Raw genomic sequence first — 14,723 nt, forward strand, 5'->3', positions numbered from 1 at the left:
ACCTACTTTTAGTATGACGCACTCTCAAGGAGCATGAAATCTAGAAACAGCGCGGATCCCACCACTTTCAAGGACGGTCTTCCCCGGTCAGTTAACCTGCTTTCTAAAGGCGGATATCGCGCCTGTTCGATCGCCCCTCAACCTCATTACGATCAAGACAGATCACAACCAGGAGTTTGCTTTGCATACTGCCCCAACTGCAACTGATCTTCAGATCAATGCTGAGATCAACGCTCCGATCGCTGCTCCCGCTTCATCTGGCGGCAATTCCACTCCAGAAGACATTTCGCTAAACCGTCTGCTGCAAGTCAAAGAGATTTACTATGAGCCTGCTGTATTAGAGTATGGGCGCGGACAGGAGATCCTCTCGCGTTATCCCAATGCGCGTCAGGTTGAGGTCGCTTCGCACTGGAAAATCCCCGATCTGCACGCCAACGAAGATTCAGTTGAGCATTGGAACCTGATCAAGCGCACGGTGCTGGTGCTGGGCGTGAAGAAATCGATCCAGGTGCGTCCAAACGATCGCAGCGCAGACTTTATTGCCCCGTCCCATTCAAACGGGTGCGCGATGGCTTGCTCCTATTGCTTTGTTGCTCGCCGCAAGGGTTTCGCCAATCCAATTACGACGTTTGTGAATATCGAGCAGATTCAAAAATATCTTAAGCGACACGCTGCACGACAGGGCGAAAAGACGATTTCTTCTCAAACTGATCCCCAAAACTGGGTATATGAGATCGGAGAGAACAGCGATTGCTCGGTGGATGCTGCGATCTGCGATAACGTAAAGGATTTGATTACGCTCTTTCGTGATATTCCAAATGCCAAAGCGACCTTTGCGACGAAGCGAGTGAATCGTGATTTGCTCAATTACGATCCACAGGGCAAGACTCGAATTCGCTTTAGCGTCATGCCTCAATCGATTGCTCAGGTGGTAGATATTAGAACGTCCAGCATTGACGATCGCATTAATGCCGTGAATGATTTTGTGAGCGCAGGCTATGAAGTGCATCTCAATTTCGCGCCCGTCATCTATCACGAGAACTGGAAAGAAAACTACACCGCTCTGTTTCAGCAAATCGACGACACTCTATCCCCTACAGCGAAGGCACAGCTTCAGAGCGAGGTGATTTTCCTGACGCACAACGAAGGGCTACATAGCGTGAATATGGGCTGGCATCCGCAGGGCGAGAACCTGCTGTGGCGACCCGATTTGCAGGAGCCGAAGTATTCCCAGAATGGCGATGTTAACGTGCGATATAAGCGCGGCTTTAAGGGACAGCTCGTGTCGAGCTTCTGCGATTTGCTTAAGCAGCATTTGCCCTACTGCAATATTCGCTATGCGTTCTAATCTAGCTCGATAGAAACAAAAGAAATAAAAAAAAGGGGGCTGAGTTGCCCCTCATTTATTTAGTGTTGATTTTAAGTGGAGCCGACGGGAGTCGAACCCGTGTCCAAATTGGGTATTTGCATGCCGATCGTTCACAGGTTTAGCTTCTCTGATCCTCGAAGCGGGAACCGTCACTTATCCCGGACGATGGGATTCTCTGGTAAAGTCTTAACTAGATCGTTGACCAGAGGCAATAATCTAGAGCATCCGTTGAGGTTTGTCTGTAACTCTTAACGGAGTCAAATCACAGACGCTCGAACCAGTTTTTGGTGTTAGGCAGCAGCTAGTGCTTGCTTACGAGCAAAGGGCTTAATTTCATTTGCACCTATTGTGTTGAGCCATTGATTTTCGAGAGGTAGCTCGCTCTCGACCTGCATCACGACATAACGTTCGCCAACCTGTCGAAACCGTTACAGCCCCGTGCGTATATTTATTATAGCATCAGAATTTTGCTGTGGATGTAAAGCTACGGGAAGAGCCTTTATTGATGGGTCAGCGTTAACAGGATTACACCTCTCCGATCGGTTGCTGCATGGGGGCTAACAAGGAATGGCTTTGCCAGTCAATTGCTCCAGCATCGCCATCCCCTCGCTTGATAAACCCGACCGATCAGTTTGCAGTTAGTGGAGTCAGGTGGTTTTATGGTTCCACCGTAACCGGAGTTCCCACTTCAACCAGCTCATAGAGCTTACGAACATCTTCGTTATACATCCGCACGCAGCCGTGGGAAGCAGCCCTTCCGATCGACTCTCGATTAGGTGTTCCGTGGAAGCCAATCCAATTGAGTCCATCGGTCCAAAACCCAATCCATCGATCGCCGAGCGGATTATCGTTACCGGGCGGCATCTGTTCTCCAGTTAACGGGTTCGTCCAGCCTGGATGCTCCAGCTTTTGCATGACCGTAAAACTGCCCGTTGGCGTTTCCCAACCGGGTCTGCCGATCGCCACCGAATATCTGGCTTTCACTTCGTTGCCTTCATAGACATATACACGTCGCTCACCCAGCTTTAGCACCAGCCGTACAGTTAAACTTTCGGGCAAAACTGGCTTGATCGGCGGCAGTTCGGGAGGAAAAAAAGGCAGCGCACTACTGCGAACAGACACAGAGGATTCTGCTGGAACGGCAGGAGCAGTTTGTGCAGTTACGGGCAGAGTCACCATCAGGAGGCTAACCCCCAGAGGAATTTGAAGAAGGCGAGTAAAAAGAGACACGATCGCAGTTGGGTAGGAGAATGACTGAGTTCGATTTACAAAACTTCCTGCTTCGGTTTTAACCGATTCGCAACCGAGGTTTACCACAGAGCGCGAGGGCTAGTGTTATTAGCTCCTGTTGGCGGTGTTGTTCTGGGTGAGGTTGGGCTGGGCGAAGGAGTGGTGCGCGGCGTGATGCCTGACGGAGCAGGTGAAGGCGTCGGAGTGGTGCGGGGTGTAGGCAACCCAGGCGAAGGAGAAGGCGTGAACGTTGGAGCAGGACTCGGCGTGGGGCTTGGTGTAGATAGTCCAGGTGAGGGAGAAGGGGTGAACGTTGGAGCAGGACTCGGCGTAGGGTTTGGTGTAGATAGTCCAGGTGAGGGAGAAGGGGTGAACGTTGGAGCAGGACTCGGCGTAGGGTTTGGTGTAGATAGTCCAGGCGAAGGGGTGGGTGTTGGAGTAGGACTCGGCGTGAGAGGTGCTGGCGAGGGAGAAGGAGTGGGCGTTGGAGCGATCGGCGAAGGCGTGGGTTGGGGGACATCTTGGGCTAGCCCCTTTTGCATATCACCAATTCCTGCCGTTAGCAGCAGAACGGTCAGGGGCAACGAAATCTTGAGAAAAGCAGATGACTGCTTAGCCATAATCACTCCTTACTTCACTTCAGTATTTCAGTAACGTTATCACTTCAAAGCGGTTCTCTGCCCTGGCACAATGTTGACTTTAGCCCACACCTTGCCCAGCTTCGAGGGGGGTGGCTCTTTTAGCGATCGCACGACAAATTGCCATTGACCAGTTTGCCGGTTTGCCAGGTGCCGCGCTGTGATCGTCCATCATTGAACAGAAAAATTCCGTCTCCATGACAGCGATTGTTCTGAAATGCACCCACATAGCGGTTGCCATCGCCCAAAAGCCAGATGCCCAGCCCCTCAAAGCGATCGGCTTTGAACTGTCCGATATAGCGTTTGCCGTTCGAGAAGCTGTAGGTGCCGCATCCTTCACGCTTGCCATTGCGGAATTCTCCGTCATAGCGATTGCCTGTAGGAAACACCATAATTCCTCGTCCGTCAGCAGGGCGATGAATCGCAGTTTCCCCTTTGAGGGAATTGGCATCTAGGGAGCCGTAATAACGAGTGCCATCAGCATACTCATAGCTGGGCTTGCTAGACGACGGTAAGGAGGGGGGTGGAGGTTCCCGACAGGGTAAATTAGGCAGAACAGGAGCCTGGTCAGAAGGTTGCTGTCCGGGCAGAGTAGCAGATGGCACACTGGATGTTGGCACAGTAGAAGCTGGCACAGTGGACTGGAGGCGAGAGGGTATCAGGTGGCTGGATAGCGCAATTGCCGCTGCAACGAAACCACCGATCGCCAACCGCAGTTTCCAGGGCGAAGTCTGAAATCCAGCTAGGGTAATTGTTTTGGGAGTGGTTGCCGAGGCAGGGAGAACGGGGAACGGGCTAGGAGCAAGGGTGGGAGCAACCTCTGAGGGTGAGGACTCTTTGGGGAGGAATGTTCCCTCTAAGTTTCCGTCAGCAGGAAAGCTTTTTTCAAAGGCTGGACTTACTGGGTCTGCGGCATCTTCTGCGGCAGTGACAAACGGCTCAGCGACTGAAACAAAGGGTACTATTCCTCCAAAGGAAGAATCTTGACCCATCGCCTCTGCGGCCTCGTCGGATTCCTCAAATGCCATGAGCGTGGTGAAATCCCCGATTTCCTCAGGTTCGTCATCCGGGCATTCGCCTTGCTCAGCAATCAGTTGCTCGATCGCCTGCAAGGGTTCTTCAACCGTTTGATAGCGGTCTTTGAAGTGGTAACGCACCATGCGATCGAGGATTTCGGCAAATGCCTCGCTCACGGGTGGATCAAGCGCTTGCCAGAGGAGTTCGCCGGTCTGGAAATCGCGCTGAAGCTGACTGGGGCGCACTCCCGTCAACGCTTGAATCCCAATCATGCCGACAGCATAAAGGTCACTGCTGTAGCGTGGACTGCCGCTAACCTGCTCAGGCGGCATATAGCCCTGTGTGCCAATCGAGATGGTGAGGGGTTGCTCCAAGGGCGAATCGTCCAGTAGAGTGCTGACTTGCTTCACGGCCCCAAAGTCGATCAAGACGAGCTTGCCATCTTTATGACGGCGGATTAGATTCGAGGGTTTAATATCCCGATGAATGACTTGCTGCTGATGGACAAAAGACAAAATCCCTAAAATGTCGTGCAGCCGTCGCAGCGTTTGCCCTTCCGTCCATTGCAGCACGCGGTTGTCGAGCGGTTGACCTTCAATAAATTCTTGAACCAGGAAAAATTCCTGGTTGTCTTCAAAGTGAGCGAGCAAACGCGGAATCTGATCATGATTGCCCAGGCGGTAAAGCACGGCTGCCTCTGTGTCAAACAACCGCTTTGCGACCTGCCATCGCGTCATGTTTTTGCTGTGAGGATGAAGCTGCTTGACCACGCAAAGGGGATACCCCGGCAACTGCGTATCCTTTGCCAGGAAGGTCTGGCTAAATCCACCCGATCCCAGTTGCCGAATTACGCAATAGCGTCCGCTAAGGAGCCGATCGGGAAGCAGCTTTTGAAATCGCTTAATGGAGTCCAAGGTTCTCTAGTCTCTGAAGAAGATTCCATAAACTGAAGCTCAAAGTTAAGCTCAGAGGACGTAGATGCACTCTACAACAATAATTATGTCCAATTGGTGATTGCAATGTTCACTTAGGCAGAGAAATTCGTCAGACTTTAGTACAGGATTCCCTCATCCGCCCTCATCTTCCCACCTCTTTTACCATTCCCATTATGGGAAAAAGGAGAGCTGGATCAGAAGTTTCTCTGTGTTTTCTACCTGTCTGCATGGGAGCGGGATTGAGGGTGCGGGCAAGCTTTCAGGCAGGAGGCTTCACTAACCGCTCGTCCGCAATCGCTCGTCTGCAATCAGGCGTCTGCAATCGGGAAAAACAATGGCGCAAAAATAGCAGGGCAGCAGGGTGCGTAAGCCAACCTCATCCCCCATCTACCTTCTTATCCCTCCTTCGCCCGATCGCGCCTTTGCCGCCAAAGTGCTCCTGCCCCTGCGAGAACGCCCAGTGTGCCGATCGCCGACAGTCCGCCTAACGGAAAAGAAGTGGGCTGGACAGCTGTGGGTCGATCGATCAGCGTGAGCGCATTATCGCTAATTTGTCGATGGGCAGCCGTGGTGGGATGGAGGTTATCCCAGAACAAATGGCGATCGGGCTGGGCGCAAATGGTTCCGGTCGTGCGGCTGTAGCAGGGCGTGGTCAGGTCGCTGAAGTCGCGATTGTCTGTGGCTTGCACATAAAGTCTGCCGATATCGAGCCGCATTAAATCGACTTCAGGTAAGGCACGCTGCAACTCGTCGAGCTGTTGGCTGAGAAGCTGGTTGTGTCGATCGCTCAGGCGATTGAGGGTCTGAACGACGGTCTGACCTTGCTGCTTTGCCAGAGGCGTTTCACCCAGGGCGGGCAGATTGGCAACCAGAAAATGCCTTGCCCCCGACTGATAAAGGGACTCGATCGCTTTCACAATGTTTTGCACCGGGACGGACGGATTCGGTTCCTGCCCGTTTGAATTGGAACGGTTGATGCCCGACAGATAATCGTTTGCGCCCATCCAGATCACATAAAGCGCGTTGGGGTCAGCAGTTCGATCGGCAAGGAGCTGTTGGAATTCAACAATCTGGGTTTGCAGTCCCGGAATTGCGCCACTGATCGCGCTGCTGGTTCCCGTGGTGGCTCCGCCATAGGCAAAGTTCACGCTGTCTATGCCAGACGATTCGCTGCTTTGAGGATTGGGCAGGACGGCGATCGGGGTGGGGGTGAGGTTGAGCTTTTCTGCCAGATAGTCGATCCACACTGGACCATTGGAAAACCGTCCCTGGTAGTAGGGCGAAGGCGGCGCACCTGTACCTAGGAACTGTTTTGAGGCATTGAAGACGTTGCCTGTGTCGGAGAGGCTATCGCCAAACACATAGAGTTTCTGAAAGGGAGCGGCGATCGTTCTGCCAGGCAGCAAACCTGTGAATAGGGCAGCACTCGCCAGCAGCAGCGGCAGTTTTAGGCGGTATCGCATTGATGGTTAGCGTCCTGTATCAGAGGGTAGTAAGTCTTTTCTGGTGTAGCGAATCGATCGGGGTTTTGACAGTGCCTAGAAGAATAATTGTGGAATGGATGCGCTTGACGAGAAGCTTTGAGGAGTTGTAGGAATCTTGAGAACCGCTCTAAAAAACGCCGAAATCCAAAATTCAAAGCCCATGAATTGCCCTTAAATTCCGAGTGAAGAAGGTGACCAAAACGTACTACAATCCGTCCGATCGCTTCAAGGAGAAAAGGGCAATGCTGAGCGGAATCCTGGCAATGGCAGTTATGGCGCAAACTCCCCCCCAACCCGCACCACAAACTCCGGCAACTCCCCCCCAACCCGCGCCGCAGGAGATTGTGCAGCCGCAGGAAGTTCGATCGCTTTCCGGCAGTCTTGATCGAGTTCCGGTGTTTAACAGCAACAGCCCTGAACTGGTGAAAGAAGAAGGCATTTTGCTCTCGACCTTTTCGCCGGAGGGCAAAGCCGATCGATCAGCGCATCTCAACTTTCCGTTTAATGGACGGTTTGATATGTTTGCTCATCACGTTTACCGCGCCGATAACCCGGAAGATTTGCGGAGTCTGTATCTGGGCGTTTTGGTGTACAATCCGGGCGATCGTCCAGTGAGGGTGGAAGTGCTGCAAGGCGCAAGCTATCTGAGCCAGCCCGATGCCCCCTTTATCACGCTGCCGCCCGTGGTGGATAATCCGCAGGGAACGGTGTTTGCAGGTCCCGGCAGTCGGGTGATGAGCGATGTGCTGCGCGGCGATCGAGAAGCGATTTTTCCGGCACAAATTGAGATTCCGCCCCGCTCTTATCAGCTTTTAATGAATCTGCCGATTCCGGTTGCCACGCTGACTCCGCCCCTAAACGGACGATCAACCCTGATGCGGCTCCGCAGTAATGGATCAGTGTATCTGGCAAGCCTGGCACTCAGGGCAAGGCAAAATCCAGACGGCTCCGAGCTTGCCCCCACCCTAACCGAATGGACGAGCCTGCTGGAAACCGGAAAGCTGGCTTCCTCTCGCGATCGAACTCCCACTCCCCCTGATCAAACGAGCGGTCAGGTTATCTACGGTCGAGTTGCCGGGGTCGCAGAAGGATCACGCTGGGAAGCTCAGCTCACCGATTCAGGCGCAACCGATCTGGCAATTCCGGCGCCCGGTGCGGCGTTTTCCTACGGACTCGCAACGCTGCTGGGCGGCAGACTCGGAACCGAACAAAATCAGTCGGCTCGAATGCTGGTGCGCTATCCTGACACGGCATACCAGGCACACGGCAATTACGGCATTGAGTACGATCTGACGCTGCCTTTGCACAATCCTGGCAGTCAGCCGCAGACGGTGACGATCGCTCTAGAAACCCCCATTAAAGAAGACACCCTGAGCCAAAACGGGCTACGCTTTTTCGAGCCATTGCCCACCCAGACTTTCTTTCGGGGAACGGTGCGGGTGCGCTACACCGACGATCGAGGCTTACCTCAAACGCGCTATGTGCATCTGGTGCAGCGACGGGGGCAGCAGGGCGAACCGATCGTGACGCTCAATTTGCCTGCGGGAGGTCGGCGACTGGTGCAGTTCAGCTTTTTGTATCCGCCAGATTCAACCCCACCGCAGGTTTTGACGGTGAGGACGGCGCAGCCTTGATCCGACCTTGATCTGCTCTTGATCTGCCTTGATCTGCCAATGTGCGATCCGCTAGCTCTGGGTCGGGAAACAGCGCAGTGGTCCACTTGCCACCCGGTTCACCGCTTCGTATGCCCAGTCATTGGGGGTGACATCGGGAAACTTAGAGGCAAACTGACCCGCCGGACAGGAAATGGTCGGCTCCTCGGTCAGGGGGCGTGGATCGGGGCGGCTGTCTTCCTGGGAAAATCCGGGTGTGTCGGTCGATCGATTCGGAATGGGCGAAGTCGGTGAAACTGGGCTGGGCTGGGTTTCGATCGTTGGAGCCGGAGCAGGAACGGGAATCGTTTGAGCCGAAGCCCCACTGAAACCCGGAAGCACGGCGACAGATGCCAGCGCGATCATGCCAGGAAGCGTGCGAAAAAGGGTACGAAGCGTTAAGCGATTCATAAAGCGATTTATGGAGATAGTTCGAGATAAATCTGGATAAACAGCGATGCAAGGCAGTTCCCCGAATGGGGTCATCGATTGAAGGGGCGATCGCAGTGCATTCCATTCTAAAAGGTTTCGATTCTGGACAGTGTTTGAACAGATATTGCGCTTGCTCAATCGATCGCCCGATCGCCCCCCGTCCCAGGAAAAATCCCTGCTTATCAAGATCCACCTTAAGTAAGGGTTTCTCACTTGATCAAATTGCTAGAGTTGCCAGTGCAGCTTTGACGGAAAACGGGCAAAAGCGACAAGGAGGCAGCGTTGCAGTATCGGCACTTAGGAAAATACGGGGTTCGCGTTTCTGAAATTTGCCTTGGTTCGTGGCTGACCTACGGCAATGCCAAAGACGAGAGTGTTGCCCGCGACTGCATTCATACTGCTTATGATCTGGGCATTAACTTTTTTGATACGGCGAATGTCTACGCCCGCGGCGAAACCGAGAAAGTTGTGGGCAAGGTGCTCAAAGACTTTCCACGCGAATCCTTTGTGCTGGCAACCAAGGTTTATTTCCCGATGGGGCCAGGACCAAACGATCGCGGACTGTCGCGCAAACATATTATCGAGCAGTGCAACGCCAGCCTGAAGCGATTAGGCGTAGATTACATTGACCTTTATCAGGCACACCGTTACGACCCAAATGTGCCGCTCTCGGAAACCCTGATGGCATTTGATCACCTGGTGCAGCAGGGCAAAATTCTGTATTACGGCGTGTCAGAATGGAGTGCCTCGCAGATTGCTCACGCGACCGATATTGTGCGGCTGGGGGGACTCGCGCCGATCGCCTCAGACCAGCCTTATTACAACCTGCTCGATCGCGACATTGAGCAGGAAGTTTTGCCGCTCTGTCAGCGAGAAGGCATTGGCATTATCAATTTTTCGCCTCTGGCTCAGGGCATTCTCACCGGCAAATACAAACCGGGTGAACCGTTGCCCCAGGGGTCCCGCGCCACTGACCCGAAGCAAAACGCTTTTCTCAGCGAAGAACATCTGGGTGAGGATGTGCTGACGCGAGTGCAAAACCTAAAAACGATCGCTGAACAAGAAGGACTGACGCTGAGTCAGCTTGCGCTCGCTTGGTGTCTGCGCCACGAAATTCTGAGCAGCGTGATTATTGGTGCAACACGAGCAGAGCAAGTGAAAGAAAATGCGGAAGCAGCGGGTAAAAAACTGTCGGCTCAAACGCTAGAGGCGATCGATAAGCTGTTTAGCTAATATTTATGTTTAGATGATATTTGAATGCCATTGGATTCAGATTCTGGATAAATCTGTTCGATTCACCAAGGGCACTGGTGCGGCGAGCTAATTCGCGCCCGGACAGGAACTACCCAGCGTTTCAGCCAGCGGACGCGCATTTCCCCCGTTCATCAAAGTCAGATCCAGGGGCGATCGACTAATTGATTTGGCATAAGAAGCTTGGAGGTAATCGCGGTAGTCGGGCTGCGCGGCGACATGGACTTTGGCAAAGGCAAGACTGAGGGCTTCGAGGTATCGCTGTGCCTGTCCGGAGCTTGGATTCTGGGTTTCTCCGGGAAAAAGCGATCGGCTACTCGAATGGCTACTATAAACGTGCGTTCCTTTTTTGATCACAGCCAGGTATTTGTCGGGCATCGTTAGCCAGGTAAACGGACAAACCTGTTCCAGCAGCACGGGCGAAATCAAATCATCACTGCCGCCGATCATCATGACCGGAATCTGGATTTGCTGAAGTCCTGCCTGCCCAAAAATGCCGTTGCTGGCAGAATTCATGGCAATCACAGCTTTGACGCGATCGTCTTTAAGCTGCAGGGAAGTGGGCTGAGTCGTGTGCAGGGCTTCGCACTGAAGCAACATCGAGAGATTGGTGATATTGAGGTGAGTTAAATCGGGCTGACACTGCTGTTTGAGCAGGTTGAAATTCAGGTTTGCCCCTGCCAGTGCCAGGGCAGTATAGCCGCCGAGCGAATGCCCAATCACACCAATTTGATCGAGATTTAAGCGGTCTTTGAAATTGCCCGATCGATTGAGTTGCTCTACCTGGTCGATTAAATAGCTGACATCCTGCGGACGATGCACAAATTCATCGGGAGCTGTCATTTCATCGGCTAAACCGCTTAACCAGTTGCGGAGCTGCTGCGTGTCACTACCCGGATGATCCAGTACGGCAACCGCAAATCCGTAGGAAACCAAATGCTGCGCCAGCTCTGAAAAATCACCGCGATCGGCAGCAATTCCGTGAGAAATAATCAGCACTGGGGCGGGTGTTTGAGCATTGGGTAAATAGAAATCGACGGCAAAGGCTCGATCGCGGCGGTGATCAGTCAGGGTCAGCGTTTGCTTTTGCCAGTTTGCAATTCCAACCTGCTGTAAATCAGTGCGGCGATCGAAACTTAAGGGCTGAGCGGCGGCATCGGCTGCGTTTTGCTGAGCGATAAATGCCGTAATGCGATCGGTTTGTTGGGCAAGCTGCGAAAATTCGTCTGCCACCTGCATTGCCCGATCCGCCCGCACTCGAATGCTGTGAGAAGGAAACTGTTTGATTAAGTTTAATAGCGACAATCCTTCGGCATCGGCTGCGGCTGCAATGGCTGCCGATCGCAATGCATAAAAGCCATTTTGTCGCGACTCAGTTTGAATCACCTCTCCCAAATGCTGAAGCGATGTTTCCCCCACCGAGGAATAAGTAACCTGCGAAATTTCGCCGACATCCAAATCAATTCGATCGCGCAAAACTTGACGAAATTGCTCTTTGTTTTCTGAAGGAATAAACCGGGTATAAAAGCGCAAACTGCGATCGACTTCACCTGTTTCAGCATAGGTTTCGAGTGCCTCGATCGGAACTGAAATTTCAAGCGGACCGTAGGAAATATTAACCTGCTGCGCGCATAGTGCCGGAAGCGTGGTCAGGAACGAGGAAACACTGCCGAGTAAACCAATTTGACCGAAACGCTTTACCCGTTTTCCTAAATTTGAAAATCGTAAGTTTGAAAATCGGGTAATTTTATGGTTTTGTTGTTCTGATTTGCTGTGCCGTTTCTGATCGTTTTTACCCAACACAATTTGTCCTACCGATGACATAGCATCGATCGGAACCGCACTGTCTTGATCGCAGTTCATAGTTTCAGCCGCTTTTGAAATTGAGCCGTCTTGATCACACTTTGATCGAAAGCCAATGCAAAACAATCCGCCTTTTATAAGAATTATCTGGTTCAGGAAATCTACACCCTGATTGAAATTGCATCGCATTTGAAAAAGGACAGAGTTTGAAGCGTTTTGGTTTCCTTCAGAACCGATAAAAAATTAAAGCCTGAAAAGCTCACAGATACAGAATTCGGAAATAATAGCGCAGCTTCTCCAGGATGACACGCTAAATGTAGAGCAATTTCTAAAATCCTGCACCCTGTAGTAGCAAATAAGAGTGGCTTGCAATCAGAATATAAATCCCTAATCCAATCAGGACGATCGGCACAATCCAATGACTGTAGCGCGCTAGCAAAGGTGCAACGGTCGGATGCTGACTCAAATAATTTGCCACAGCACACCAGACCGCAATCATTAGCCCAAATATAATCAGAATCACCAGCAGTGATGGGAGATTGCTGGCAGCAAATAAAGGCACATAAGTGGCAATATTATCGCCGCCATTTGCGATCGTCACCACAGCAATTTGCAGCGTTTGGGGATGGAGCAACTGAGCCAGCTTGGCCCGCAGCAAATTTTTATGAGCTGAATTCGTGACATCAGAGACAAGCTGAATCTCTGCCTCGTCTGATTCAGGACGAATTAACTGCTGAATCCCAATCGCGATCGGCAAAAACCCCAGTAACCCAATCCACGGATCAGGAATCAGCATCCCGCCGACAAAACCGGGAATCGCAGCGATGATCAGCACCAGAAAGCCCAAATACTGCCCCACCACAATTTGCCAGGGACGCAGAGAACTGGGCTGTGCCGGATTGTTTGCCTGAGCAAAAAAGAGCGTCAGCATCACGATATCATCAATATTCGTCGCGACAAAGGCAAAAACGCCCGATACGATCGCGCTGATCACCCAATTCATTTTGTTTTTTTGATTGATGTAGATTAGTTCACGATCGCCAAACTTATATTATGCACTGGAGTTGTTACCCTGGAGATTGCTCTGTTAATGAAGGGGGAATGGAAGATCCTTTACGCTCTTCAGACCATTCTGAACAGAAGCAAACCTACAAAAGCAACAAAGAAGCGTATTGCAATGGCAAAACTTGCCACCGTTCAACTTCCTGCCAACCTGAAAGAACGCCTGATGCAGGGACATCCGTGGGTGTATCGCAATCACGTTCCGCCGAATCTGCATTTGTCCTCTGGAAGCTGGGTCCGGGTGCAGTGCGGCAACTGGAAAGGGTTTGGACTTTGGGATAATCAAAGCCCGATCGCCATTCGGCTCTTTTCCCGTCAGGAACCTCCCACTCCCAAATGGATTCGCGAACAGGTACAGTCTGCCTGGGATCTGCGATCGAGTTTGCGTCAGCAAAACTGTACTGCCTATCGCTGGCTGTTTGGCGAAGGCGACGGGTTACCCGGAATTACGGTCGATTTATACGATCGATTTGCCGTGGTGCAAACTTACATGGAAAGTGCAGCGGTGCTGCTGAATTGGTTAGTTGATGCGCTTCAGGCAACTGCTTCCCTGGAAGGAATTTATCTCAAGACCCAGCATCGCTCTCTGGAAATGAACGACCGGGATGATGAGTCTGCGAACGCTCCATCCGATAGCAAAGTAAAGCTGATTTGGGGACAACCTGCACCCAAAGCGTTAATTGTAGAAGAACACGGTTTGAAATTTCAGGTAGACCTTCATGCGGGACAAAAAACAGGCTTATTTTTGGACCATCGCGAGAATCGCAAATACGTTGAAGGCTTGAGCAAAGGACGAACCGTATTAAACTGCTTTGCCTATACGGGAGCTTTTTCGCTCTACGCGCTGCGCGGTCAGGCAAGTTATGTCACTAGCGTTGACATCGGGAAAGGGCTGGCAGAAGCCGCATCGACAAATATTAAGCTCAATGGGTTGGACGATCGCCGCCACACCTTTATCACGCAGGACTGCTTCACGCTGCTCAATGATTCTATTCAGCAGGGCAAACAGTTCGATCTGATTATCCTTGATCCGCCCAGCTTTGCCAAAACCAAGCAAAATCGCCATGCTGCTCAGCGAGCCTACAGCAAAATTAATACACTTGCGCTTCGCTGTCTTGCCCCAGATGGCTTACTGGTGAGCGCAAGCTGTACGAGTCAAGTCAGCCCGGAAGCCTTTAAAGAAGCGATCGCCGCTGCCGGAGCTACCACCGGACACCAGATTCAAATCATTCACGAAATAGGTCAGCCCATCGATCATCCGGTTCCCGCCCAGTTTCCTGAAGGACGTTATCTAAAATTTGTGGTGGGGCGGGTAAGGCGATCGAACTGACCAAAAGGGGATTCGGCAATGCCAGATTCCCCAGGGATTTCATTGACTTATATCAGTTAGGCTTTTAGGCTTTAAAGTGAAATTGAGAGAGGTTTGAGCAGGATTCGGGTGCTACGTTGCCCCCTAAATTCCTCAAAAATTCCTCGAAATTGAGGGACTTTGAAATCAGGATTTTGAGATCACGATTTTGAAATTAGGATAAAGCGCAGTTTTTACGAGGATGAGCGACTGGGTCTCCATACTACTAGGTCTCTATAAAGTTCAGCAGCAGGATGTGAAGAAAAACAATCGACCGATCGCGTCCTAACAGCATTAACAAATTTTTTTGAATGAATTTTGAATGAAAGAGAATAGCTTTATAATCTGTATTTCTTTTTCTCAGAGAAGCAGGTCATTCTTTAATTGAGATTCTACTAATTAAGACTCCACTAATTGAGATTCCACAAATTCTTAATCATCTTTCGATTAAAACGAGCAAAAACAGTTCAGCTTTTGCTAAATCCCAATCGGGTTTCACAGC

At 51.5% G+C, this 14,723-nt stretch carries 11 protein-coding genes and 1 other RNA gene; 5 read left to right on the plus strand and 7 right to left on the minus strand.

The features are described 5' to 3' along the window. Positions 1-181 precede the first annotated feature (181 nt). Positions 182-1,348, plus strand: coding sequence for a spore photoproduct lyase family protein (locus H6F80_RS04470; RefSeq protein ID WP_199296369.1), 1,167 nt, complete (start codon positions 182-184; stop codon positions 1,346-1,348). A gap of 73 nt (positions 1,349-1,421) precedes the next feature. Here the strand turns inward: H6F80_RS04470 and ssrA are convergent. Together ssrA and H6F80_RS04480 are read right to left on the minus strand one after the other, a co-directional pair. Then, positions 1,422-1,807, minus strand: a transfer-messenger RNA (tmRNA) gene (gene ssrA / locus H6F80_RS04475). 219 nt (positions 1,808-2,026) lie between these two features. Further along, positions 2,027-2,599 (minus strand): L,D-transpeptidase, encoded by a 573-nt coding sequence (locus H6F80_RS04480; RefSeq protein WP_518523514.1) that lies wholly within the window; start codon positions 2,597-2,599, stop codon positions 2,027-2,029. 102 nt (positions 2,600-2,701) lie between these two features. On the opposite strand from H6F80_RS04480, the gene H6F80_RS30240 reads away from it, so the two are divergent. Next, positions 2,702-3,253 carry a hypothetical protein gene (locus tag H6F80_RS30240; protein ID WP_277879037.1) on the plus strand — a complete coding sequence of 184 codons (552 nt, stop codon included), beginning with the start codon at positions 2,702-2,704 and terminating at the stop codon, positions 3,251-3,253. Positions 3,254-3,338: 85 nt separating this feature from the next. Here the strand turns inward: H6F80_RS30240 and H6F80_RS04490 are convergent, their stop codons facing one another. Both H6F80_RS04490 and H6F80_RS04495 read right to left on the minus strand, forming a co-directional pair. Then, the gene (locus tag H6F80_RS04490) at positions 3,339-5,168 is read right to left on the minus strand and encodes a protein kinase domain-containing protein (RefSeq protein ID WP_190790406.1); all 1,830 of its coding nucleotides are present in this window, start codon (positions 5,166-5,168) and stop codon (positions 3,339-3,341) included. 416 nt (positions 5,169-5,584) lie between these two features. Continuing rightward, positions 5,585-6,652 carry an SGNH/GDSL hydrolase family protein gene (locus H6F80_RS04495; protein ID WP_190790407.1) on the minus strand — a complete coding sequence of 356 codons (1,068 nt, stop codon included), beginning with the start codon at positions 6,650-6,652 and terminating at the stop codon, positions 5,585-5,587. A 212-nt stretch (positions 6,653-6,864) separates the two neighbouring features. Between H6F80_RS04495 and H6F80_RS04500 the strand changes: the two genes are divergently transcribed. Continuing rightward, complete coding sequence (locus H6F80_RS04500; protein WP_518523515.1) at positions 6,865-8,307, plus strand: DUF3370 domain-containing protein; 1,443 nt, start codon at positions 6,865-6,867, stop codon at positions 8,305-8,307. Between the two features lie 51 nt (positions 8,308-8,358). Here the strand turns inward: H6F80_RS04500 and H6F80_RS04505 are convergent, their stop codons facing one another. Further along, complete coding sequence (locus H6F80_RS04505; protein ID WP_190790408.1) at positions 8,359-8,736, minus strand: hypothetical protein; 378 nt, start codon at positions 8,734-8,736, stop codon at positions 8,359-8,361. A 303-nt stretch (positions 8,737-9,039) separates the two neighbouring features. On the opposite strand from H6F80_RS04505, the gene H6F80_RS04510 reads away from it, so the two are divergent. After that, positions 9,040-9,990 carry an aldo/keto reductase family protein gene (locus H6F80_RS04510; protein WP_190790409.1) on the plus strand — a complete coding sequence of 317 codons (951 nt, stop codon included), beginning with the start codon at positions 9,040-9,042 and terminating at the stop codon, positions 9,988-9,990. An 87-nt stretch (positions 9,991-10,077) separates the two neighbouring features. Here H6F80_RS04510 and H6F80_RS04515 read toward each other — a convergent pair whose 3' ends face one another. Together H6F80_RS04515 and H6F80_RS04520 are read right to left on the minus strand one after the other, a co-directional pair. Then, positions 10,078-11,871, minus strand: coding sequence for an alpha/beta hydrolase (locus H6F80_RS04515; RefSeq protein WP_190790410.1), 1,794 nt, complete (start codon positions 11,869-11,871; stop codon positions 10,078-10,080). A gap of 268 nt (positions 11,872-12,139) precedes the next feature. Beyond that, complete coding sequence (locus tag H6F80_RS04520) at positions 12,140-12,814, minus strand: cadmium resistance transporter (protein ID WP_190790411.1); 675 nt, start codon at positions 12,812-12,814, stop codon at positions 12,140-12,142. A gap of 174 nt (positions 12,815-12,988) precedes the next feature. On the opposite strand from H6F80_RS04520, the gene H6F80_RS04525 reads away from it, so the two are divergent. Beyond that, entirely contained in the window at positions 12,989-14,203 is a 1,215-nt protein-coding gene (locus H6F80_RS04525; RefSeq protein WP_190790412.1) for a class I SAM-dependent rRNA methyltransferase, read from the plus strand. Positions 14,204-14,723 lie beyond the last annotated feature (520 nt).

The sequence above is a fragment of the Leptolyngbya sp. FACHB-711 genome (genome assembly GCF_014695615.1).
GTDB lineage: Bacteria > Cyanobacteriota > Cyanobacteriia > Elainellales > Elainellaceae > Leptolyngbya_A.

Bases quoted from the DNA above. Each gene is read 5' to 3' on its own strand.
- H6F80_RS04515 (WP_190790410.1), bottom strand. From the start codon at position 11,871: ATGAACTGCGATCAAGACAGTGCGGTTCCGATCGATGCTATGTCATCG.
- H6F80_RS04520 (WP_190790411.1), bottom strand. From the start codon at position 12,814: ATGAATTGGGTGATCAGCGCGATCGTATCGGGCGTTTTTGCCTTTGTC.
- H6F80_RS04495 (WP_190790407.1), bottom strand. From the start codon at position 6,652: ATGCGATACCGCCTAAAACTGCCGCTGCTGCTGGCGAGTGCTGCCCTA.
- H6F80_RS04525 (WP_190790412.1), top strand. From the start codon at position 12,989: ATGGCAAAACTTGCCACCGTTCAACTTCCTGCCAACCTGAAAGAACGC.
- H6F80_RS04505 (WP_190790408.1), bottom strand. From the start codon at position 8,736: ATGAATCGCTTAACGCTTCGTACCCTTTTTCGCACGCTTCCTGGCATG.